Origin of the sequence: Labrys monachus (assembly GCF_030814655.1) — a bacterium.
Classification (GTDB): domain Bacteria; phylum Pseudomonadota; class Alphaproteobacteria; order Rhizobiales; family Labraceae; genus Labrys; species Labrys monacha.
The window spans coordinates 1,417,729-1,439,764 of record NZ_JAUSVK010000001.1; the positions used below are offsets into that span (position 1 = coordinate 1,417,729).

The 22,036-nt window shown below is 65.8% G+C and carries 26 protein-coding genes; 16 read left to right on the top strand and 10 right to left on the bottom strand.

Annotated features, from left to right (window positions below; genetic code table 11):
- The first annotated feature begins 208 nt into the window (after nt 1-208).
- From ligD to J3R73_RS06245, 4 genes are all read left to right on the top strand, one after another.
- A complete protein-coding gene (gene ligD, locus J3R73_RS06230; RefSeq protein ID WP_307423823.1) occupies nt 209-2,917 on the top strand; it encodes a DNA ligase D in 2,709 nt (902 codons plus the stop codon).
- 34 nt (nt 2,918-2,951) lie between these two features.
- The gene (locus J3R73_RS06235) at nt 2,952-3,542 is read left to right on the top strand and encodes a flavin reductase family protein (protein ID WP_307423826.1); all 591 of its coding nucleotides are present in this window, start codon (nt 2,952-2,954) and stop codon (nt 3,540-3,542) included.
- Between the two features lie 249 nt (nt 3,543-3,791).
- Nucleotides 3,792-4,364 (top strand): trypco2 family protein, encoded by a 573-nt coding sequence (locus J3R73_RS06240; protein WP_307423829.1) that lies wholly within the window; start codon nt 3,792-3,794, stop codon nt 4,362-4,364.
- Between the two features lie 5 nt (nt 4,365-4,369).
- Nucleotides 4,370-5,899: a S1 family peptidase gene (locus J3R73_RS06245; protein ID WP_307423831.1), complete on the top strand. Its 1,530-nt coding sequence runs from the start codon at nt 4,370-4,372 to the stop codon at nt 5,897-5,899.
- A gap of 46 nt (nt 5,900-5,945) precedes the next feature.
- On the opposite strand, the gene J3R73_RS06250 is transcribed toward J3R73_RS06245, so the two are convergent.
- The gene (locus tag J3R73_RS06250) at nt 5,946-6,206 is read right to left on the bottom strand and encodes a PepSY domain-containing protein (RefSeq protein WP_307423833.1); all 261 of its coding nucleotides are present in this window, start codon (nt 6,204-6,206) and stop codon (nt 5,946-5,948) included.
- A 148-nt stretch (nt 6,207-6,354) separates the two neighbouring features.
- Between J3R73_RS06250 and J3R73_RS06255 the strand changes: the two genes are divergently transcribed.
- On the top strand, nt 6,355-6,681 hold the full coding sequence (locus J3R73_RS06255; protein WP_307423836.1) for a plasmid stabilization protein: 327 nt from the start codon (nt 6,355-6,357) through the stop codon (nt 6,679-6,681).
- A gap of 127 nt (nt 6,682-6,808) precedes the next feature.
- On the opposite strand, the gene J3R73_RS06260 is transcribed toward J3R73_RS06255, so the two are convergent.
- Both J3R73_RS06260 and J3R73_RS06265 read right to left on the bottom strand, forming a co-directional pair.
- Entirely contained in the window at nt 6,809-7,438 is a 630-nt protein-coding gene (locus J3R73_RS06260) for a hypothetical protein (protein WP_307423839.1), read from the bottom strand.
- A gap of 136 nt (nt 7,439-7,574) precedes the next feature.
- On the bottom strand, nt 7,575-7,985 hold the full coding sequence (locus J3R73_RS06265; RefSeq protein ID WP_370879849.1) for a DUF3072 domain-containing protein: 411 nt from the start codon (nt 7,983-7,985) through the stop codon (nt 7,575-7,577).
- Here J3R73_RS06265 and J3R73_RS06270 point away from each other — a divergent pair.
- A complete protein-coding gene (locus J3R73_RS06270) occupies nt 7,966-8,181 on the top strand; it encodes a hypothetical protein (RefSeq protein ID WP_307423843.1) in 216 nt (71 codons plus the stop codon). The two genes, J3R73_RS06265 and J3R73_RS06270, sit on opposite strands and share 20 nt — an antisense overlap.
- 96 nt (nt 8,182-8,277) lie before the next feature.
- Here the strand turns inward: J3R73_RS06270 and J3R73_RS06275 are convergent, their stop codons facing one another.
- Entirely contained in the window at nt 8,278-8,781 is a 504-nt protein-coding gene (locus tag J3R73_RS06275) for a YciE/YciF ferroxidase family protein (RefSeq protein WP_307423847.1), read from the bottom strand.
- A gap of 35 nt (nt 8,782-8,816) precedes the next feature.
- Here J3R73_RS06275 and J3R73_RS06280 point away from each other — a divergent pair, with 35 nt between their 5' ends.
- The 7 genes from J3R73_RS06280 (at nt 8,817) to J3R73_RS06310 (ending at nt 13,611) form a co-directional block, all read left to right on the top strand.
- Complete coding sequence (locus tag J3R73_RS06280; protein WP_307423850.1) at nt 8,817-9,116, top strand: hypothetical protein; 300 nt, start codon at nt 8,817-8,819, stop codon at nt 9,114-9,116.
- A gap of 97 nt (nt 9,117-9,213) precedes the next feature.
- Nucleotides 9,214-10,281 (top strand): HlyD family secretion protein, encoded by a 1,068-nt coding sequence (locus J3R73_RS06285; RefSeq protein WP_307423853.1) that lies wholly within the window; start codon nt 9,214-9,216, stop codon nt 10,279-10,281.
- Nucleotides 10,282-10,283: 2 nt separating this feature from the next.
- Entirely contained in the window at nt 10,284-11,894 is a 1,611-nt protein-coding gene (locus J3R73_RS06290; RefSeq protein WP_307423856.1) for a DHA2 family efflux MFS transporter permease subunit, read from the top strand.
- Nucleotides 11,895-11,974: 80 nt separating this feature from the next.
- Entirely contained in the window at nt 11,975-12,298 is a 324-nt protein-coding gene (locus J3R73_RS06295) for a hypothetical protein (RefSeq protein WP_307423858.1), read from the top strand.
- Between the two features lie 24 nt (nt 12,299-12,322).
- Nucleotides 12,323-12,532, top strand: coding sequence for a hypothetical protein (locus J3R73_RS06300; protein WP_307423861.1), 210 nt, complete (start codon nt 12,323-12,325; stop codon nt 12,530-12,532).
- Between the two features lie 69 nt (nt 12,533-12,601).
- Complete coding sequence (locus J3R73_RS06305; RefSeq protein ID WP_307423863.1) at nt 12,602-12,880, top strand: aa3-type cytochrome c oxidase subunit IV; 279 nt, start codon at nt 12,602-12,604, stop codon at nt 12,878-12,880.
- A gap of 167 nt (nt 12,881-13,047) precedes the next feature.
- Nucleotides 13,048-13,611: a type 1 glutamine amidotransferase domain-containing protein gene (locus J3R73_RS06310; protein WP_307423865.1), complete on the top strand. Its 564-nt coding sequence runs from the start codon at nt 13,048-13,050 to the stop codon at nt 13,609-13,611.
- Nucleotides 13,612-13,622: 11 nt separating this feature from the next.
- Here J3R73_RS06310 and J3R73_RS06315 read toward each other — a convergent pair whose 3' ends face one another.
- The 3 genes from J3R73_RS06315 to J3R73_RS06325 all read right to left on the bottom strand — a co-directional run bounded on the left by J3R73_RS06315 (nt 13,623) and on the right by J3R73_RS06325 (nt 16,357).
- Nucleotides 13,623-14,597, bottom strand: a complete 975-nt coding sequence (locus J3R73_RS06315; protein ID WP_307423869.1) for a DUF72 domain-containing protein — start codon at nt 14,595-14,597, stop codon at nt 13,623-13,625.
- The gene (locus J3R73_RS06320) at nt 14,594-15,589 is read right to left on the bottom strand and encodes a DNA topoisomerase IB (protein WP_307423871.1); all 996 of its coding nucleotides are present in this window, start codon (nt 15,587-15,589) and stop codon (nt 14,594-14,596) included. The genes J3R73_RS06315 and J3R73_RS06320 overlap by 4 nt, the downstream gene beginning before the upstream one ends.
- Nucleotides 15,590-15,736: 147 nt before the next feature.
- Nucleotides 15,737-16,357, bottom strand: a complete 621-nt coding sequence (locus tag J3R73_RS06325; RefSeq protein ID WP_307423873.1) for a Ku protein — start codon at nt 16,355-16,357, stop codon at nt 15,737-15,739.
- 197 nt (nt 16,358-16,554) lie between these two features.
- On the opposite strand from J3R73_RS06325, the gene J3R73_RS06330 reads away from it, so the two are divergent.
- The 3 genes from J3R73_RS06330 (at nt 16,555) to J3R73_RS06340 (ending at nt 18,032) form a co-directional block, all read left to right on the top strand.
- Nucleotides 16,555-16,743 carry a hypothetical protein gene (locus tag J3R73_RS06330; RefSeq protein ID WP_307423876.1) on the top strand — a complete coding sequence of 63 codons (189 nt, stop codon included), beginning with the start codon at nt 16,555-16,557 and terminating at the stop codon, nt 16,741-16,743.
- A gap of 43 nt (nt 16,744-16,786) precedes the next feature.
- The gene (locus J3R73_RS06335) at nt 16,787-17,368 is read left to right on the top strand and encodes a DUF2934 domain-containing protein (protein WP_307423878.1); all 582 of its coding nucleotides are present in this window, start codon (nt 16,787-16,789) and stop codon (nt 17,366-17,368) included.
- A 130-nt stretch (nt 17,369-17,498) separates the two neighbouring features.
- Nucleotides 17,499-18,032 (top strand): DUF4142 domain-containing protein, encoded by a 534-nt coding sequence (locus J3R73_RS06340; RefSeq protein ID WP_307423881.1) that lies wholly within the window; start codon nt 17,499-17,501, stop codon nt 18,030-18,032.
- 111 nt (nt 18,033-18,143) lie between these two features.
- On the opposite strand, the gene J3R73_RS06345 is transcribed toward J3R73_RS06340, so the two are convergent.
- Genes J3R73_RS06345 through J3R73_RS06355 form a run of 3 tightly spaced genes read right to left on the bottom strand, consistent with a single transcriptional unit; the run spans nt 18,144 to nt 21,921 of the window.
- Nucleotides 18,144-19,529, bottom strand: coding sequence for an aspartate aminotransferase family protein (locus tag J3R73_RS06345; RefSeq protein WP_307423883.1), 1,386 nt, complete (start codon nt 19,527-19,529; stop codon nt 18,144-18,146).
- Nucleotides 19,530-19,564: 35 nt separating this feature from the next.
- Nucleotides 19,565-20,851, bottom strand: a complete 1,287-nt coding sequence (locus tag J3R73_RS06350) for an aspartate aminotransferase family protein (RefSeq protein ID WP_307423886.1) — start codon at nt 20,849-20,851, stop codon at nt 19,565-19,567.
- The gene (locus J3R73_RS06355) at nt 20,848-21,921 is read right to left on the bottom strand and encodes a phosphotransferase (RefSeq protein WP_307423888.1); all 1,074 of its coding nucleotides are present in this window, start codon (nt 21,919-21,921) and stop codon (nt 20,848-20,850) included. The genes J3R73_RS06350 and J3R73_RS06355 overlap by 4 nt, the downstream gene beginning before the upstream one ends.
- Between the last annotated feature and the right edge of the window lie 115 nt (nt 21,922-22,036).

Below are 22,036 nucleotides of genomic sequence, written 5' to 3' on the forward strand. Positions count from 1 at the left end.
GCGCCCTCGCGATTCCGGGAGGTCGCGCCAAACCGCGAGCGCTGTGACCCAGCCTCTCCGCCGGGATGTCCCGGCGGAGAGGTTCTGCTATCCGGGGGCATCCGACCGACTTTCCCGGACAAGCGCGGCGCGAACCAAAGCGCTTTCTGCCGCGTTACCGTGAATGCCGCGAAACGAGGCGACCAATCCAGCAAGCGTGGTTCATCCGATGTCCGATTCATCCACAGGCACGCTTTCGAAATATCGTTCCAAGCGGGATTTCAACAGGACGGCGGAGCCGAGCGGCGACGCGACGGTCACCGGCTCCAATCGCCGGCGTTTCGTCATCCAGAAGCACGATGCGACCCGGCTTCACTACGATCTCCGGCTGGAACTCGGCGGCGTCTTCAAATCCTGGGCGGTGACGCGCGGCCCGTCGCTCGATCCGCATGAGAGGCGGCTGGCGGTGGAAGTCGAGGACCACCCGCTCGACTATGGCGATTTCGAGGGAACCATCCCCAAGGGGCAATATGGCGGAGGCACGGTCCAGCTGTGGGACCGCGGCTATTGGGAGCCGGAGGGCTCGGCCACGCCGGAGGAGGCGCTGGCCGATGGGGACCTCAAATTCACTCTCGAGGGAGAGCGCCTCCACGGCAGCTGGGTCCTCGTGCGCATGAAACATGACCGTGCCGGCGGCAAGCGGACCAATTGGCTGCTCATCAAGCATCGCGACGAATATGCGCGCGAGGGCGAGGCCGACACCGTTCTCGACGAGGACCGCTCGGTTGCCTCCGGCCGCACCATGGCGGCGATCGCCGCCGGCGAGGGCAGGGCGCCGACCCCTTTCATGCGGGTCGATGCCGGCGATACAGCGCCCGATGCGATCTGGAACAGCAAGGAAGGTCCGGCCGCCGAAGAGCGCAGGAGCGGCAGCGAGCGCCGGTCCGCGCCGACCGGCCGCAAGCCGCGGGCGGCCGGCGGGGCAGCGCGGGAGGACGGGAAGACGCCGCCCTCGCTGCCGTCGTTCATTCCGCCCCAGCTCTGCCAGTCCGTCGAGCGGCCGCCGGCCGGGGAGGGATGGGGGCACGAGATCAAGTTCGACGGCTACCGCCTGCAATTGCGGATAGAGCACGGACAGGCGACGCTGAAGACCCGCAAGGGCCTCGACTGGACGGGCAAGTTCGGTGCCGTGGCGCGGGAGGCGCAATCGCTGCCGGATGCGATCATCGACGGTGAGGTGGTGGCTCTGGAGGAGAACGGCGCGCCCGATTTCGCGGCCCTGCAGGCGGCCCTGTCGGAGCAGGACACCGACAATCTGGTCTTCTACGCCTTCGACCTGCTGTTCTCCGGCGTCGAGGACCTGCGGTCTCTGCCGCTGGCGGAGCGCAAGGCCCGCCTGAAGGCGCTGCTCGACGCCCATGACGCCGGCCCGGCTGCACGCATCCGTTTCGTCGAGCATTTCGAGAACGGCGGCGATGCGGTGCTGAAGTCGGCGTGCCGGCTGTCGCTCGAGGGCATCATCTCCAAGCGGCTCGACGCGCCCTACCGGTCCGGGCGGAGCGACAATTGGACCAAGGCGAAATGCCGGGCCGGACATGAGGTGGTCATCGGCGGCTGGACGACGACGGAGGGAAAATTCCGCTCGCTTCTCGTCGGCGTTCATCGCGGCGAACACTTCATTTATCTCGGGCGCGTCGGCACCGGCTACAGTGAGGCGAAGGTCAAGCGCCTGCTGCCGCGCCTACAGGCCGTCGCGGCCGATCGCTCGCCCTTCAGCGGCATCGGCGCGCCGCGCAAGCAGCCCAACGTCACATGGACGAAGCCGGAACTCGTCGCCGAGATCGAGTTCGCCGGCTGGACAGGCGCCGGCATGGTCCGGCAGGCTGCCTTCAAGGGGCTGAGGGAAGACAAGCCGGCCGCCGAGGTTGAGACGGAAAAGCCGGTTGCGCCCGAGAAGGTGGAAGTCCTCTCCGCGCCCGGGAAGCCCAAGCCTGCCGTCGCGGCGCGGCGCAGCGATCGCAAGCCGGTCGTCATGGGCGTGATGATCTCCAAGCCCGACAAGCCGTTATGGCCCGACGCCGGCGACGGCGTCCCCGTCACCAAGCTCGACCTCGCCCTCTATTTCCAGGCGGTGGGCTCATGGATGATGCCGCATATCGCGGGCCGTCCCTGCTCGATCGTGCGCGCGCCCGACGGCTTCGAAGGCCAGCAGTTCTTCCAGCGCCATGCCGGCCCGGGCACCTCCAGCCTGCTCGAACTCGTGAAGGTCTTCGGCGACCACAAGCCCTATCTTCAGGTCGATCGCATCGAGGGCCTTGCCGCCTTGGCGCAGGTCGCAGCGCTGGAACTGCATCCTTGGAATTGCCAGCCCGGAAAGCCGGAGACGCCAGGCCGGCTGATCTTCGACCTCGATCCCGGGCCGGACGTCTCCTTCGCCGCTGTCGTCGAGGCGGCGAAGGACATGCGCGACAGGCTGGAGGAACTCGGCCTCGTGAGCTTTTGCAAGACGACGGGCGGCAAGGGACTGCATGTGGTGGCGCCGCTGACGCTGCCCGCGAAGGGTGAGCCCACCTGGCCCGAGGCCAAGGCGTTCGCCCACGAGGTCTGCCTCCGCATGGCACGCGACAAGCCGCAGGCCTATGTCGTCAACATGGCCAAGAAACTGCGGACGGGGCATATCTTCCTCGATTATCTGCGCAATGACCGCATGTCGACGGCGGTGGCGCCACTCTCGCCGCGCGCCCGCCCGGGCGCGACCGTTTCGATGCCCCTGACCTGGACGCAGGTGAAATCGGACCTCGATCCGAAGCGCTTCACCATTCGCACCGTGCCCAATCTTCTCGTCGAGACCGCGGCGTGGAAGGAGTATTGCGATGCCGAGCGGCCTTTGGCGGATGCCGTGAAGCGGCTGGGCAAGTCGAGGCTCGCTGCAGCCTGAGGCGGGCCTTCGACGAGTCATGGCGCACGAAGGAATGGTGAACGACGATATGGCGCGTGAAGCGGGCAAGCAGGCGGCGGCCAAGCTTGACATGCCGGTTTCCCGGATCCGGCGCTGCCTCGAACCCGGCCCGATTGTGCTGGTGTCCTCCGCCTGGCAGGGCGAGACCAACATCATGACGATGGGCTGGCACACGGTGATGGAATTCTCCCCCTCTCTGGTCGGGTGCGTCATCTCCGCCGGCAATCACAGCTTTCGCCTCGTGCGCGAAAGCGGCGAATGCGTGATCAACGTGCCGACCACGGCGCTCACCGATGAGGTCGTCGGCATCGGCAATTGCTCCGGCGCCGATGTCGACAAGTTCGAGACGTTCGGCCTCACGCCCGCACCGGCCCTGAAGGTGAGCGCGCCGCTGATCCGCGAATGCCATGCCAATCTCGAATGCCGGCTGGCGGACGACAGCCTCGTCGACAAATACAACTTCTTCATCTTCGAGGTGGTGAAGGCCCATGTCGCCTCTTCACCGCACTATCCCCGCACGCTGCATTATACCGGCGATGGCGTCTTCATGGTCTCCGGCAAGATCATCAGCCGCCGATCGAAGTTAAGGCCCGGCCTGCTGTGACACCCGCGTGCGGCGCACCCGGCAGGCTCGTCTGGCGGAAATCGACGAGATCAATCCCCAGGCCCTCCGCTTCTTCCCATGCGGATCGCCGCGCAACGGTGGGAGCCGAGGATGACGGCATAGTCTTCGAATGCTTTTCCGGAACGGGCTCGCTTCTGAATATCATTGTGCTAATATCCCGAAGATTGTTGAAATAGAAAACCCCAGTCACCGACTTTGAATTCTCGACGATTAGGATGGAGGCTCGCCATGCGTGTGATCCTTTGGTTCCTGTCTTGTTTTGCCGTCATGTTACTGCCCTTCAGCGCCTTCGCGGCTGGCTCGGTCAGCGATTATCCCCTTTCCGATCTCGTCCGTGAGGTTAAGGTTGCCCTGCTGAAAGTGGCTGAAGCCTCCGAGGCGCAGCAACTTCCGAAGTTGGAGAAGGCTGAACTTGAAATAAATACTTCCATGAAAGTCGAGGCTGACGGGAAAGTAAGCCTTTGGGTCGTCGAGCTCGGTGCATCCGGGAATAATGAATACGCTTCTACGATAAATCTGACGTTGATACCACCTTCTCCCGGGACGAATTCGAGTATTGCCACTGTGCATCTGGCCGATATTCTTAGCGAAGCCATTCTTTCGGGCGCACATGCGATCCAGGCGGCGGGCGAAGGAAAACCGCCTTTGATAGCGAGCGAATTCGTCGCATCGGTTCATTTTGCCGTCGAGAGGGGCGCCGACGGCAGGCTGGAGGTCAAGTTCCCGCCATTCGAGGCGTCGGCGGGCGGGGCCGTCGCCAGTTCCCAAGTGCAGAAGATCACCGTCACCTTCAAGAGGTGAGCGCAATGACGAGCGCGTCGATAAAAAGAGCCTGTATCGAGATCTGTGCGTTGCTGCTGATGCTCGGTGCGGCTGACGAGGCCGCGAGGGCAGATTCCTTCACATTTCCGCAGATCGACGAGACGACGATGACGAGGGAACTCTCCCAATCCTCCGTCCGAATTTTTCGCACCAGCGATGCATCGGCCCAGGACGGCTCTGGATTTGTTGTCGACAGCGAGGCGGGGCTTATCGTCTCGGCGGCTCACGTCGTGCGGGGAGCCCGTGACGCTGTATGGGTATCCTTCGCCAACTCGTCGGATCTCTACAAAGCCATCGTGCTCCTGCCAAAAGCCGCTGCGACCGGGACCGACGACCAGCCCGATATCGCCGTCTTGAAGCTGGAGCATCCGGAATCGGCCTCTGGCGCGTTCGAGGTCCAGTTCGATACAATCGATGTCGAGCATGAGCATCGGGTCACGGGCTTCGGTCGCGACAGCCCGAGCCCGCTGGAAGCAACGGGAAAGCCGGGCCGCCAATCCGACTGCAATTTCGTGATCCGGTCACCCACCCTGCATGGAGACAGCGGATCGGCGGTGCTCACGGACGAGGGACTGGTGGACGGCATTGCCGTCGAGGGACGGGAATCGGGCGGCACAAGCTCCATGGCGGAGACGGTCGTACTTCCGATGTCGTGCGTACGAGACGTTATACTTCCCTTCATTCCCGACCAAGATACCGAGAAGATATTGGATATATTCCGTTCCGGTGATGCGCGTGCATTGAGGAATGCTTTTCAGCCACCCGTGGTCCCTCCCCGAGGGGTCAACAATCTTCGGCTGGCAAAGGCTCTTATATGGGGAATAGCGGAGCGCAGGAAGAATGGGCAATTTCCTGTCTTGGCCGACCCGCAAAGAATGCTCGCGGTCATGCCTATCATCGTCGAGCGCAGGCTTGGTTATACGCTCCTCCGTGATTTTACGCTGGCCAGCAGCACCAGCAAATTTGCAGCTGGCGACGCCTTTCAAATTCTGGGCGATACACTTCGCGTGGCTGGGTCCAAACAGGACGCCGCCCAGGCCTATACGGAGGCCCGGAACCTGTACTGGTCGTACGCCGCCTCCCTCGTCCCGAATTCCTGGTCTGCGATCGACGGAAAGGTCGACGGCAGCCTAGATGTTGCGAAAGCCTATAAGGCAGCGGCCGACAGCATGACCAAACGCGGCAATCTGACAAAGAACGAGGACGACTACAGACAGGCCGCTACCCTCGCCGCCGCGGCAATTTTCCACGCGCCGGACGGCCCTCTGAAGGCTTCGTCGTGGGCGACACTGGGGTCGGCTTCCCAGGCTGCCGGCGACGTCAGCGTCGCCGCACCCGCCTACGACGCGGCCATTAAGGAGGGGGTGTCGACGCTGTGGGCCAAGAACGGGCTGAAGGACTCCCGGGACCAACTCGGGACAAAGCCGGCACTCGATCTCGATGCCGGTTTCCTGGCGAACCGGGCAAACGAAGCGACCTCGATCGCCAAGGCGTTCGGGCGCAATCCTTCCTGACGAGGCCGGCGCATGAAGGCGTCGGCATCCCGACAGGATGGCGCTGCTATCTCGGCTGCCCCGAGACGGGATCCAGGTTCAACTGAACCTTGGCCTTGTCAGTCGTGTAATAGGTTATTTCATAATAGCCGCTCTGCGACCATTCGATGTCGGACAGATACAGGAACTTGTCCCGGCTCTCCACCTTGGCGATCATCGCGGACAGTTTCATCGCGTTGGGCGGCGGCACCGGAGCCGAGGTGCTCTGTGCGAAGGCGCCGCTCGTCAGGAGGGCGACGGACGCAAATGCGACAGCGATGCTTTTCATTCCACTTCCCCGTTTAAAAATGATCCGGTGCCCGAAGTAACGATATTGCCGCGCTCAAGTTCCAATGTTTCGCGGGACCAGGCCGCCGCGCCGAGGGAACTTTCGAGGTCCTTCTCCGTTCCTGCGGAACGAAGAGGAGGAGGACGCCATGCCCCGGGGTGACAAGTCTAAATATACCGGAAAGCAGGAACGCAAGGCCGACCATATCGCCGAAAGCTATGAGCAGCGCGGCGTATCCGAAGGAGAAGCGGAACGTCGTGCCTGGGCGACCGTCAACAAGGACGATGGCGGCGGCAAGAAGGAAGGCGGCTCCGGCCGTGGCAAGTCGACCGGCCATCCCGCAGCGCATAAGGGCGGCAAGGCCGGGGGCGAAGCTTCCGCCTCGCGCTCGGCCGCAGACCGCTCCGCCTCCGCGAAGAAGGCAGCCGCCACGCGCAAACGCAACGCCGAGCATGGCGGCCACACCGCCGGGTGAGGTGTCCCCACTCGGACGCCCTCTGTCCGCTCGAAGCTTGCTCCATTATCGCCCGGCGCAGTCTCCGCCGGAAGACGGAAGATACGTCGCCAGCACGGTCAACCCCTGCAGCGATTTTGGGCGGGCGCTACGGATAATCCGTCCGCTCGTCCCGCCAGGAAAAGCGCGGGTTGAGGGAAGAAAACATGTCCGCGCTGCGAGGCGCGCCCAACGACGCCCCCGGGGATGAACCCATGTCCGGCTTCTGCATGTCGATGCCGCGGACATTGGCGATACGGCGGCCGGCCAGCGCCTCGTCGGACACATCGGCGGAATTGAGGACGCTCAGCGCGCCGACGGCAATGGCGCTGACGATGCCGAGCGCCGGAGCCAGCAGGGCCATGCGCATCTGGAAGGCCGGCTCCGCCCGCCGCGATTCGGAGCGGCGCCGGGAATGGCGCGCTGCCAGCGGCATGAACAGATAAAGCCCCAGGATGGCGGGGGCGAGCAATTCGGATTCCAGTTCAGCCTCGTTGAAGCCCGCCTCCCGGACCGCCAGCGTCGCCATGCCGAGCAGGACGACGCCATAGAACCAGATGGCGGCCGGGGTGCTTCCGAGCAGCATCGCGCCCGTCAGGAGAATGCCAAGCCCTGCGAAAAGATAGAAGGAAGGTCCGTCGAGAAAGAGGAGCCAGGCTCCGCCCCCTGCCATGGTAATGCCGACCACGATGAAGAGGAAAGCAGAGAACACAGGCTTCGAATGAAACAACGGCAGCATCGAGTCGCCTCACTGGAATTCTCGCTTGGATCTAGCCCATTCGTATGACGACGGAATCGCTTTTCATTCCTTTTCGGCGAGAGCCGCATGCTATCGGCTCGAATTGCGGATTCAAAGTCATTTTATTCGTCATGGGCTATCGCCCGAGCACTTGCTTGAGTTCGTCGATCATTTTTGACGCGTCGGCCTTGGAAAGGTCGTTCGGCGGAGGGGCGACCTTGGCCTCCTCGCAGAGCGTGGTGAGATAGGAGGCCTGCGCGCCGGTCATCGGCTCGTCCCCGGACACCCAGTCGTCGGGATCCTTCTCCGTATTGGAGCGGGGATGGGGATCGAGCTTGGGATTGTCGGGATGGCCCGGACGATCTGCCTTCGACGACGATCTGCCTTCGACATGGAAACCTCTCGCATTGACCGCCAGGTAACGTGACAGTCTGGCGCCCGGTTCCGCCCGAGCCGGCCGGTGCGCCGGCAGGAACAAACGCGGAGGGGTAGGGTTTGCAACCACGCAAATAGGGTAAGGGGCAGCCATGAGCGCCAGATCAGACAAGACCGGCTCGGCCGGACCGCCGAGAAACCTGACGCAGCCCTATGCCACGGAGAGCGAGGGGTATCGCTTCGACAACGTCAAGCCGCCGACGGAGTCCGACCAGCGCGAGGCCGGCAAGGACACCGATCATCCCGAGCGAAGCGTCGGCGCGGCACGCCGGGACGGAAAATCCAACCACAAGGACGGCAAGAGGTAGTCGCGACCGCCGCACGACCCCCAAGCCGGTTGCCCCATCTCCATCCTTCCGGTGCCGGCGGTTCTGCCACCGGTACCGGAATTCAGCCGCGGGAGCCTATGCCGCGCGGAGATTGACCTGCGTTTCGGCGAGTTCGGACAGCTTCCTGTCGGTCGCCTTTTCTTCCTCCAGCGTTTCCTTCAGCACGGCGGCACAATCATCGCGGCCGAGTTGCCTGGCCCAGGCGATCAGCGTGCCGTACCGGGCGATCTCGTAATGCTCCACCGCCTGGGCGGCCGCGGCGAGGGCGGCGTCGAGGACGGAGGGGTCGTCCACCTCCCCGGCGACCTCGTTCGCCTCCCTGATGATGCCGTCGATGGCCGGACAATCCACGGCCTTGATCGCCGCATCATGCATCTCGAATACCTTTTCCAGGCGCTGGACATGGGTTCTGGTCTGCTGGAGATGGGTGGTGAAGCCCTGCTTGAGCTGCGGATCGCTGGCCTTCTCGATCATCGTAGGCAAGCTCTTCACGATCTGCTTTTCTGCATAATAGATGTCCTGGAGCTGATGCACGAAGAGATCGTTGAGGCTTTTGATGTCTTTTGAGAAAAATCCCATATCGTCTTCCTTTCGGCGAGATGATTATTGGAAGAATGTCGTGGATTGCCGGCTGCCAACGGGCGCAGAGCCGGCATTGTTCCAATCGGATCGAGCGGAACACGCTCCATCTGCCGAGATGGAGCTTCGCTGATACCGCGATCACTTTCTCGCCGCGTCATGGATCCTTTGATGCTTTCATGGATCCTTCGATGTTCATGGCGATGCACGGCGTCTTCGGGATCACGACGCTCCGGAACAACGCAATGGCCGCGACGTTTCACGCAGGCGTGTTTTTCAGAGATCGCCAGAAGTCCTGGGCATGGAAGGTGCAGGATGTCGATAACCGATACTGAGCAGCATTCTTCCGAGGAAACCAGACCCAGGTCCGACGCGGGGGCCGCCAGGCCGGAAGACGAACGGGGAACGAAGGCCGAGGGGGACGGGGACGCCGTGAAGGCGTCTGCCGGCGGAGCGGAGGCAGGAAAGCCGCGCCGCAACTGGATCCGGCGCCATCCCTTCCTCTCCGTCGGCATCGCGATCGTCGCCGCACTCGCCCTCGTCGCCGTGCTGCTGTGGTGGCTGCAGGCGCGGCATTTCGAATCGACGGACGACGCCTTCATCGATGCACGCGCCTTCTCCGTCGCACCGGAGGTGACGGGCTATCTGGTCGACGTGCCCATCGAGGACAACGAGCATGTCGTGGCGGGAGCGGTTCTCGTGCGCATCGACGACCGCGATTACAAGGCGGCTCTCGTCCAGGCCCAGGCGCAGGTCCAGGCGGCCAAGGCGAACATCGCCAATATCGACGCCCAGATCGTCGGCCAGCAGACCCAGATCGAGCGGGCGCAGGCCCAGGTCAAGCAGGCCGAAGCCGCGGTGCAGTTCGCCCGGGAGGAGGCCGACCGCTACAAGAAGCTGCAGCAGAGCGCCACCGGTTCGGTGCAGCAGGCGCAGCAGACATCCTCCCAGCTGCTGCAGCAGGAGGCGAACCTCGCCAGCGCGCAGGCCCAGGTCGATGCCGCCAAGCAGCAGAGCGTGGCCCTCGCGGCACAGCGCACGAGTGCGGTGGCGAGCCTCGCCCAGGCGTCCGCCCAGGCCGACAAGGCCCAGCTCGACCTTAGCCGCACCACGATCGTCGCCGCCCAGTCCGGCCATCTCGCCCATGTCTCCGCCGCCAAGGGCCAATATGCCCAGCCGGGACAGAGCCTGATGATGCTGGTGCCGGATGCGATCTGGGTCACCGCGAATTTCAAGGAGACGCAGATCACCGACATGCGGCCGGGCCAGCCGGTGGCGCTGAGCATCGACGCCTATCCGGACGTCGACTTCCGCGGCCATGTCGACAGCATCCAGTCCGGCTCCGGCACCGCCTTCAGCCTCCTGCCGGCCGAGAACGCCACCGGCAACTATGTCAAGGTGGTCCAGCGCGTGCCGGTGAAGATCGTGCTCGACAATATCCCGAAGGATATCGTGCTGGGGCCCGGCATGTCGGTGGTGCCCTCGGTGACGGTGCGCTGACGATGGCGGAGGACGGCGGAAAATCCTCCTTCGACCTCGAGCAGTCGGCCGCGGGCGGGCACAATCCCTGGCTCATCGCCATCGTGGTGTCGATCGCCACCTTCATGGAGGTGCTCGACACCACCATCGCCAATGTCGCCCTGCGCTACATCGCCGGCTCGCTCGCCGCCAGCCAGGAGGAGAGCACCTGGGTGGTGACCAGCTATCTCGTCGCCAACGCCGTCGTGCTGTCGATCAGCGGCTGGCTGGCGCGCACCCTCGGGCGCAAGCGCTTCTACATGATCTGCGTCGCCGTCTTCACGATCAGCTCCCTGCTCTGCGGCTTTGCCTGGAACCTGCAGTCGCTTTTGTTCTTCCGCGTCCTGCAGGGGCTCGGCGGCGGCGGCATGGCGCCCTGCAGCCAGTCCATCCTGGCCGATTCGTTCCCGCCCGAGAAACGCGGGCAGGCCTTCGGCGTCTTCGGCATCGCCGTGGTGGTGGCGCCCGTCGTCGGCCCGACGCTCGGGGGCTGGCTGACCGATACCTATAGCTGGCATTGGTGCTTCCTGATCAACGGACCGGTCGGCATCCTGTCGCTGGCGCTGGTCGCCTATCTCATCAGCGAGCCGGCGAAGGCGGAGAAGGAAAGGCTGGAGCGGCTCAAGCGCGGCATCAATTTCGACTTCGTCGGCTTCCTGCTGATCGCGCTGGGGCTCGGCTGCCTCGAAGTGGTCCTCGACAAGGGGCAGGAGGACGATTGGTTCGGATCGAGCTTCATCCTGGTCTTCGCCGTCATCGCCGCCTGCTCGCTCATCGCGCTGGTGCCGTGGGAGCTGTCGCGCCGCGAGCCGATCGTCGAGATCAGGCTGCTGTTCCGCCGCCAGTTCGGCATGTGCTTCGTCGTCATGCTGGGCACCGGCGCGATTCTCATCTCGACCATCCAGTTCATGCCGCAGCTCCTGCAGGAGAGCTTCGGCTATACCGCGCTGCTCGCGGGGCTGACGGTCTCGCCGGGCGGCCTCGTCACCATGGCGATGATGCCGGTGGGCGGGCGCCTGACGGGCTTCATCCAGCCGAAATATCTGATCATGTTCGGCGCCGCCCTGATCGCCTATTCGATGTGGCACCTGACCGGGCTCAGTCCCGACATCAATTTCAGCTATGCGGTCTGGGCCCGCGTCATCCTGGCCGCGGGGCTGCCCTTCATCTTCATCCCGATCACCACCGCCTCCTATGATGGCGTGCCGCCGGACAAGACCGACCAGGCCTCCGCCTTGATCAACGTCGCCCGCAACCAGGGTGGCAGCTTCGGCGTGGCACTGGCGCAAACGGTGCTCGCGCGCCGGGAGCAGTTCCATCAATCGAGGCTCAGCGAGCATACGATACCCTCCAGCACGAACTACCAGGCCGCGATGCAGCACCTGACGGAACTCTTTATGGCCCAGGGGGCGGGCAAGGCCGGCGCGACGCAGGAGGCGACGGCGTGGATCGGCCAGACCATCGCCGCCCAGGCGACGTTCCTTGCCTATATCGACGTGTTTTGGGTGCTCGCGCTCCTCGCCGCGGTGATGATACCCGCGGCCATGCTGATCCGGCCTGTGAAGCTCGGCAGCGGCGGCGGACCGATGCATTGAGGCTGGCCAAGAAAGGGCGCCGCGCCCGGAACAATCGATCCGGTTGCCGCTTTCATCTCCGAACGAACGGAGGACTTGCCATGCGAACGATCGACAGGCGGCGGATCGGCGCCGAACCGGACGAACCCGATGCGGCGGAGCGGGATTACGACGGCGATACGGACTCCGACGACGAAGGAGGGGACGAAGACCGGAGCGAGGACGAGCCGGCGCCGATCGGGGTGGACGACATCGAGACGGGCGAAGAGGAAGCCGCCCTCGACGACAAGGAAACCAGCGACGGCCTCAACGACCTCGAGGAATCGGTCCGGCGTGCGGCCGAGGAAACGGTAACTGAGGACGATGATGATTCGATCGATAGCCTGCCCGTGTTCGAAAGGGGTATGCTGCCGCCGAAAGTTTGACCAGGACCCAGCAAGGAGCCGGAAATGCCGACAGAACCCGTTTCGCCCGAGCCGCAGCCCGACCCGTTGACGCCGACCGCGCCGGTGGAAATGCCGCAGCCGCAGTCCCCCGTCGGCGTTCCCATGCCGCAGCCCGAGACCGTGCCGGAGCCGACCGAGCCGCCCGGCCTCCCCGGCGACGCGCCGATGGAGGATCCGCAGCCGATCGATCCGTCGCCGCCGTCGGAGATCTGACATCGGTCGGCGCGGATCGACGGACTTATCTCGGAAGCAAGGCCCTGGAGGAGAACCTTGGAGGAAAAGATGGCCCATACGACCGAACCTGTCGGGGATTTCGTCGATCACCGCCGCTCCTATGACGGCTTCGTACGGATCACGGTGATCGCGGTTTTTCTCCTGCTGTCGCATGTGGTGGCGCTCGCCATAGGCGGCGTCGCGCATCACTGGTTTCTGGCCGCCCTCGCCATCGGCCTCTCGATCATTGCCGCCATCGTGGGGGCGGCGGTGGACGGGCTCGACTGGAAGCCGGGCGCGGTGGTGTTGGTGCTGTCCCTGCTGACGCTGCTGCTCGTCACCTATTGACGCAGTCGGAACGCTTGGGACTGGCCCGGGCGTTCCGGCGCTTCGATCATCATTGTGGGCCGCTTCGACGGTGCGCCCGCCCTGCAGGCGACGGGAGACACAGGAACATAGCGGGATGGGCAGCGTTTTCCTGGGGGTGGGGCACTCACCATTGGCAGGAGAATTTCATGCCGAAAATCAATGAAGCACGAATCCTCATTCTCGCCACCAACGGCTTCGAACAATTGGAACTGACCGTCCCGCGCGACGAATTGCGCAAGGCGGGCGCTCGGGTCGAGGTCGCCAGTCTCGACGGCAAGCCGATCCGCGGGTGGGACAAGGTCGACTGGGGCGACACCGTGCCCGCCGATCTCAAGATCGCCGATGCCAGGCCGAACGACTATACCGCGCTGGTGCTGCCGGGCGGCGTGATCAACCCCGACCGGCTGCGCATCGACGAGGCGACCATGAAGATCGTGCGGGCCTTCCTCGATAGCGGCAAGGTCGTCGCTGCCATCTGCCACGCGCCCTGGCTGCTGGTGCAGGCCGATGCGGTGCGCGGACGCGACGTGACCTCCTTCAAATCGATCCGCAGGGACGTCGAGAATGCGGGCGGCCAGTGGGTCGACAAGGAGGTGGTGGTCGACAACGGCATCATCACCAGCCGCAGCCCGGACGACTTGCCGGCCTTCGTCGCCAAGATTATCGAGGAGGTGCAGGAAGGCACTCATGACCGGGCGAGAGCCGCCTGAGGCCCAACACCTCAGCGCCGCGATTCCCGTCCGATCGAGCCGGCCCGGTGCGACTCCGGGCCGGCTTCCGCCTGTTCGGGGAGCCGAACGGGACCCGCGCCCGCGAGCCGTGCGATCTTGCCGGCGAGCGCCAGGGCGTTGCGGGGAGCTTCGGGCTTCACCGTGTTGTCGAAGAATATGAAGACGTCGCGCATGACGCCGTCGGCCGCGGGTGCCGCCGCGAAGTCGCCGTCCGTCATCGGCAGGCCCTGCGCCCAGGCCACCAGGCGATCCGCCCACCGGTCGAGGGCGGCATCGTCATAGCCGCTTTCGTAGAGCTTCTTCGAGCCATGCAGGCGGCAATAGGCAAAATCCGCCGTCACATCCATCAGCCGCGGCCATTCGACGGTATCGGCGCAGACCAGCGCGACCCGGTGGCGGCGCAGCATGGCGATGAAGGCGGCGTCTCGGAAGCTGTCGTCGCGGATCTCGACGGCATGGCGAAGCGGGCGGACGCGGTCGGTTTCGGTCCACACTCCCTTGCTTATGTGGTCGTCATGCTCGCGGGCCAGGCAGGCGGCGGCCGCGGTGTCGTGCGGCAGGAGAGACAGGAAGGCTTCCATGGCGTCGGCCTCGAAGATGAGGCCCGGCGGGAACTGCCAGAGAATGACGTCGAGCTTTTCCGCCAGCTTCAGCACCCCGGAAGCGAGGAAATTGGCGATCGCCGTCCTCGCGTCGCGCCCGCGGAGGATATGCGTGACGAAGCGGGGCCCCTTGACGCTGAAGGAGAAGTCTGCGGGCGTCTCGGCATGCCAGCGCTCGAAGCTCGCCGGCCTCTGAAGACGATAGAAGGTGGCGTTGATCTCGATGGTGTCCAGGGCGCGGCTCGCAAAATGAAGTTCCTGCGAAGGACGCAGGCTCTTCGGATAGAAGTCGCCGCGCCAGGGCGGATAGCTCCAACCCGAGACGCCGACGCGGATCTTGCCGGGATGCGGCCGGCTTGTCACGGACGGCGGCCCAGCAGGCCGAGCACCGTCTCCGTGCGATTGCGGTGCATGCCGGCACGGGCACGCCTGAAGGCCTTCGACAGCGTGCCGTCCTCGAAGGACTGCACCACCAGCGCGGGCACGTAGCTCTTGCGCACCACGGCGGGGGTGTTGGCGAGGTGCTCGGCGACGTCGCGCATGACAGCTGCGATCTGGCGCTTGCGTCCGGTCTCGCTGGTACCGGGAGTGAGGGCGGCGAGGTGCTCCACGGCCCAGGCGCTGGCGCCGAGCATGCGGAAATCCTTGGCGGTGACGGCGCGGCCCGAGACCCGGCGGAGATAGGCGTTGATCTCGGAGGCGCTGATCGGCCGCCGGTTGCCGGCACCGTCGAGGAATTGCAGCATGCGGTTTCCAGGCAGCATGCCCATGCGGCGCATGGCACGGGCGATGGTGGGGTCCTGCACCGCGCAGGTGATCATCTTGCCGGCCTTGCCTCGAAACCGGAGGAAGATGCGCGAGCCGTTGACGGTGACGTGCCGCTTCAGCAGGGTCGCCGCCCCATGGCTGCCGTTCTCGCGGGCATAGGCGTCGCAGCCGACCCGGATATGGGTCTGGTCGATGAGGGCGACGGCGCAGGCGATCGCCTTGCTGCGGTCGAGCCGCCGCGAGGCCAGGTCTCGAGCGACGGCGGCGCGGATCCGCGGCAGGACGGAGAGCAGGTCGAGAAGCCGGGCAGCCTTGCGGTCTTCGCGAATGGCCGTCCATTCGGGATGATAGCGATATTGCCGCCGGCCCGCCTCGTCATGGCCGACGGCCTGGATGTGGGCGCGTTCGTCGGCGGCGATGCGCACGTCGGTATAGGCGGGCGGAATGGCGAGCGAGCGGATACGGGCTTTGGTTTCGGGGTCGATGACGCGGTTGCCGGCGGCATCTCTATAGGTGAAATTTCGGCCGACGCGGCGACGGGTGATCGCGAGTTCGTCGATCGAGACGATCTTCAGCCTGAACTTCATGCCGGCCTCGGGGTTGCGGTCCCCCACAACGCCGGCGCCCCTTTCGCAGTTCCCGTGGGGCGGCAGCCGCCTCATATGCCCGGAAGGGCTGATCTCACACTGCGTTCGCGATCCGCCAGGGGCGGGCCGGCGACAGCGCCACCGGCCTTACAGGCTCGCCTGGCGGCGACGTGCATGGGAGAGGTCGATGACATTGCCGTGCCATTGCACCGCGGTGCGCGGCCTCGGCTGGCGGGTCTCGATCATGGAGCACAGGTCCCTCTGCAGAGGATGCCAGGGCTTCCAGCGCTTGTCGATCTCGGCGGTGACCTGCGCCATCACCAGGCGATCGGGGTGCGGCAGCTCGACGGCCGGCGGATGCGGCTGCGCCAGGGCATCGTCGCGGCGGCGCAGGGTCCACAGCACGATGCCCATGTCACGCGGTTCGAGCATGATGGCGCGTTCGCAGCCATAGAGCACGAGGCGGGCCACGGCCACCGTGCCGGTTTCCTCCATCGCATCGCGGATGACGGAGAAGGCAAGCTCGCCGGCGGGATCGCCGGGCACCATGTAATGGGCCTTGTCGTACCAGGTCCAGTCGATCGCATCCTTGGTGACGAACGCTTCGATATCGATGGAATCGGTGCTTTTGCAAGCCGTGACGGGAGGGCTTGCCACGCGATCGAAGGGATAGGCGGTTTCGTTTCCCGAAGTTGCCGGCGTCATCGAAACCGGACACGTCACGAAGGAGAAGTGGAGAGAACCTTTCCAGGTCGAGCAGGGCGCCATGGAGTTTTCCTGAAAATCGGACCAACGCCCAAACGCGCGGGAGCGAATCCGGTTCCGGCCGGGCGGGAGGCGATCCGCATCTTTTTTATCGGTGGGAGAGGGGGGCGTTTGGCGTGGAACTCTTGCCGGCAGGGGACGTTTTCGCCCTGGGAACAGCGAGGTTTCGCGATGTCTCCAACCCCTCGAGGAGGACTGCGATGTCTCCGACTATCGAAGAGGACAAGGTCCAGCCGGCCCCGCCGGAAGGGCGCGACCCCGTGACGATCACGGCCGATACGGCGCGGCAGGGACCTGCCGGCTGGCGGGTGCTTTACGTGCTGGTCGGTGGAACGGTGGGAGCGGCTGTCGCCTGCTTCCTGGCCTATGCGATCTGGTTTCACGCCTGAAGGCCCGGGCTGGTGGCCCGGCGGCCAACAAGGAGAGGATATCATGCAATCGCGACAGGACGGCCAGGGCATCCCTCCCTATGACGAGGAAACGGAACGGGAGATCGGCGTTCTGGGCCGAGGCGGCCATGGCAATTTCGAAGGCCTCCGCGACGCTCTCGACCGTGGCGTGACCCCCGATTTCGTCGTCCAGACGAAGGTCAGGGCGGAGCACGGGCAAGATGGCGCCACCGGCTCCGGAGAGGCGGAACCCGCGAGCCGGCAACGGCATTCTCCCCACACTGAAACTGAACGCACGAGACAGGCGATCATGCCCGACACCACCGAGAAAATACGTGAGAAGGCCTATGAGCTCTGGATCCTCGAGGGCCGTCCCCATGGGCGGGACCTCGTCCATTGGGACATGGCCCGCGAACTGGTCGCCCAGGAGGAGGGGCTCGACGCCACCCTCCTGCCGATCAATCCGAACGAGGAAGTCGAGGACGCGGTTGCCGCCCTCGACAATGAGGGCGAGTCGCCCGGCCTGACCGACCAGGGCAAGGACGATTCCGACGCCCTGCGGGTCGGCTCGCCGATGGAGGAGACCTTCGCCGTCAAGAAGAAGGCCGGGCGCTCCAAGATGTGATGGCGCCGGGTGCCGTCGAGGCATCGGCTTCAGGCAAAAGGGATAGGGGGCAGGCCGTCGGCGCCCCGGGGGCACGTTCCGGGTCCCCGGGCATCGGCCTGACAAATTCCCGGACAATGCGGAGGAAGACATGAGATATGCGATGATAGGTGCCGTGGCACTGACGTTCGCCGGAAGCCTCGCCTACGCCCAGACGACGAGCAGCGGGCAGAATCCGACCGCCACGGACGCGGCGGCGTCACCGGAAATGTTCGTGACGCAGGCGGCGATCGGCAACCAGTTCGAGGTCGAGGAGAGCCGCCTTGCCGTCAAGCGATCCTCCTCGCCCGAGATCAAGAAATTCGCCCATCGGATGATCACCGACCATACCAAAGCGGGCAAGGAGCTGAAGAAGGCGGTCGCCAAGGCCCATGTCGGCAAGGTGCCGACCGCGCTCGACGCCGATCATCAGGCGAGTCTAGATGCGCTCGGCAAGGATTCCGGCGCCGAGTTCGATAAGGCCTATGTCGCGGACCAGCAGAAGGCCCATGACGACGCCGTCGGCCTGTTCTCGCATTATGCGCAGAGCGGAACGCAGCCGGCGCTGAAGGCCTTTGCCGCCAAGACGCTGCCGACCCTGGAGGACCATCAGAAGCATGTCCGCATGCTGTCGACCGGTCAGTAGGCCCGGCAGCCGGCCGGACGCCTCGGCCGAAGGTAAACGCGGCGACGACATGGAAGCCTTCTCCATCGCGGGTGGAGAAGGCTTCGTCGCGTTAAAAGTGCCCGGCCCTGCTCAGACGGCGGGCATGCCTGCGGCGATCCAGGCCTGGATATCCTCGAGGGTGCGGGCGAAGCGGTCGATCATCTCGTCGACCTGGGCTTCGGTGATGATGAGGGGCGGGCAGAAGGCGATCGAATCCTGGATGGCGCGGATGATGAGGCCATGCTCATGCGCCTTCTCGAAGAAGCGGAAGCCGACCTTGCCGGGGGGATCGAACTTGGCCTTGCTGGCCTTGTCGGCCACCAGTTCGACCGCGGCGATGAGGCCGACGCCGCGCACTTCGCCGACGAGCGGATGGTCGGCGAAGGCGCGCAGGCGGGCCTGCAGATGGGCGCCGACCTTGGCGGCATTCGCCACCAGGCCGCGTTCCTCGATGATGGCGAGGTTTTCGAGGCCGACGGCGGTCGCCACCGGATGGCCGCTGGCGGTGAAGCCGTGGCCGAAGGTGCCGAGCCGCTCGCTCTGGTCGGCGATGGCCTGGTAGATGGCGTCGCTGACGACGACGGCGGCCAGCGGCTGGTAGGAGGAGGTGATCTGCTTGGACACCACCAGCATGTCCGGCTGGATGCCGAAATGCTCGCAGGCGAACAAAGTGCCGAGGCGCCCGAAGCCGTTGATGACCTCGTCCGCCACCACCAGCACGTCATGGCGGCGGCAGACGGCCTGGACCTTCTCCCAATAGGTGCGCGGCGGCACCAGCACGCCGCCGGCGCCCATCAGCGGCTCGCCGATGAAGGCGGCCACCGTCTCCGGGCCTTCGGCGAGGATGGTGGCCTCCAGCTCGGCGGCGAGGCGGTCGGCGAAGGCCTCCTCGCTCTCGCCCGCCTCGGCGAAGCGGTAATGATGCGGGCAGGTCACATGCTTGACGAAGGGCAGCGGCAGGTCGAAGCCGCGCTGGTTCACCTGCAGGCCGGTCAGGCTGCCCGAGGCGATGGTGATGCCGTGATAGCCGCCGTTGCGGGCGATGAACTTCTTCTTCTCCGGCCGGCCGAGGGCGTTGTTGTAGTACCAGGCGAGCTTGACGACGGTGTCGTTGGCTTCCGAGCCCGAATTGGTGAAGAAGACATGGTCGAGCCCGTCCGGCGTCATCGTCGCCAGCTTCTCGGCGAGCTCGATCGAGGGCTCGTTCGATTTATGCGTGAAGGTATGGTAGTAGGGGAGCTTGGCCATCTGCCGCGCCGCCGCTTCCACCAGCCGGCTCTCGCCGAAGCCGACGGCGACGCTCCACAGCCCCGCCAGCCCCTCGATATATTCGCGCCCCTGGTCGTCATAGACATGGATGCCCGACCCCCGCTCGATCACGATCGGGCCGTTGCGCTCATGCCGGCGCATATTGGTATAGGGATGGATCTGATAGGCGATGTCGCGCGCATGCAGCGAATTGGGCAGAACGGTCATCGGCGGTCTCCTGTGAAAATCCGGATGCGGCGGGCTCATGCGCCGAGGCAGGCGTCGAGGCGCTCGAGGAACAGGTCCGCATGCGCCGTCGAGAAGGGCAGGGGCGGGCGCACCTTCACGACGTTGGCATGCGCGCCGCTGATGCCGACGAGCACGCCGCGGCGCCGCAGGTCGTTGACGAGGCGCGTCGTCCGCGCGGGGGAGGGGCTGCGTGCCGCATCGTCCTCGACGATCTCCATGCCGACATACAGGCCGGCCCCGCGGATGTCGCCCAGCGAGGGATGGCGCTGCTGAAGGGCACGCAGGCCGTCCGCCAGATAGGCGCCGACGCGGGCGGCATTGGCCATCAGCCCCTCGTCGCGCACCACGTCGAGGACGGCGAGGCCGACAGCCGCGGAAACGGGATTGCCGCCGAAAGTATTGAAATAGCGCGTCCGCTCCCCGAACTCGGCGAGGATCTCGGGTCTCGCCGCCATGCCGGCGATCGGATGGCCGTCGCCCATCGGCTTGCCCATGGTGACGAGGTCCGGCACGATGCCGTAGCGCTCGAAGCCCCACATGTGGGAGCCGGTGCGGGCGAGACCGGCCTGCACCTCGTCGGCGATATAGAGCCCGCCCGCCTCCCGCATGGCGGCGACGGCGCCGTCGACGATGCCGGTCGCCGGAAAGACGCCGTCGCTGGCGAAGACGGTGTCGAAGAGCAGCGCCGCCGGCTTGATGCCATGGCGCTGCATGTCGGCGAGCGCGGCGCGCACGTCCGCCTCGAACCCGGCCGCGGCTTCGGCCGGCGTCCGGCGGAAGGTGTCGGGCGCGGCGACCGTGCGCACATGCGCGCCGAGGGGCACGCCGGCGCCGAGGCTCGGCGACATCTCCGCCACCGCGACCGTGACGCCGTGATAGGCGAAGCGGGTGACGATGAAGCCCGTGCCGCCGGTGAACACGCGGGCGGCGCGCACGGCCAGATCGTTCGCCTCGCTGCCGGTGCAGGTCAGCATGACATGGCCGATCTCGTCGGGGAACGTCGCCAGCAGCGCCTCGGCATAGTCGAGCACCGTCTCGTGCAGGTAGCGCGTATGGGTGTTGAGCCGAGCGGCCTGCTCGGCCAGCGCGGCGACGACGCGCGGATGGCAATGGCCCACCGAAGGCACGTTGTTGTAGACGTCGAGGAAGGCGTTGCCGTCGGCGTCGTAGAGCCAGACGCCCTCGCCGCGCACGGGATGGACGGGATCCTGGTAGAGCAGGCGGTAGGCGGGACCGAGCAGGCGGCGCCGGCGCGCGAGAAGCCCGTCGGCGGCGGAAACGGATGGGGCCTCTGCGGTCACGAGATTCTCCGGTGCTGGAAGCTCTGGGCAGCCATGTCCCGGCGCGATGCATCGGGCATGGCCATGAATTGGTCAAGCAGGGTCCAGGCCTGGCGCATGTTGCGCTCGATATAGGTCCGGTTCTCGGGAAAGCGGGCGCCGCGCCACTCGTTGATGACGGTGCGTATGACGAGGCGGGCGAGAATGAGGTCGGGCAGCATCGCCCGTTCCTCGTCCTGCAGCGGCGTCACCGCCTCATAGGCCGCCACCATGCCGGCCACGGCATCGAGCGGCCGCTCGCCGAGCTGCAGGTGGTAGGAGGCGGCGACGGCGAGGTCGTTGACCATGGGAGCGAACACGGCATCGCCGAAATCGAGGATGCCCGTGACCACGTGAGATTCGGTCGAGGCGAGCATGAGGTTGCTGGCGCTGAGATCGTTATGGATCACCTGCCGCCGCAGCGGGGCGAGACGGGGCGCCAGGTCGGTTTCGAAGCGGTCGAGGAAGCGCTGGATGAAGCTGCGCCGCGTCCCATCCTGGACGCAGGACAGCACCGGCCGCAGCCCGGGAGCGCGCATGATGTCCCAGAGCAGGACGCGGTCGGCCCCCGGATGGCGGAAGGTCGCGAGGGCCTGCGCCAGCTCGCCGAGTGCCCGTCCGATGTTCCGGCGCATCGCCTCCGTGCTCGCCACGCCCTGGGCGCAGACGCCGGGCAGAAATGTCACGGCATGCAGCGCCACCTCGGCGCCGGCGGCGGTGCTGACCGTCGCAACATCCGGGCCGGCAAGCGTGGCCCGCAGGCGCGGAGCTGCGAGGGCGGGCCGCTCCCGCTCGACATGGCGGAGCAGCGCGATCTGGAAGGCCAGGACGGCCTCGTCCTCCTCCTGGTTGCTGAACTTCAGCACCAGGGCTTGGCTGCCGGGCGGGCGGAGCAGAAAATTGCGGTCGCGCTCGCCGGAAAGGGGGGTGATGTCGCCGACGAGCCCGTAATGCCGAAGGGCAGCGTCGGCCGCTTCGGCCTGCGAGATGGCCGGGGGCGGCGTCTCGAGCAGAAGCAGGGCCCTGCGCAACTCGGCCTCGGCGTCACTCATATCGCTCCTCCGGCGAGGCTGGCAGGGTGCGGCCGCGGGCCGCGAGCCCGGCTATAGCGGATACACCCCGCCCGTCGTCAAGCCGTTCGTGCGGATGCGGCCGCGCCGCCCGCGC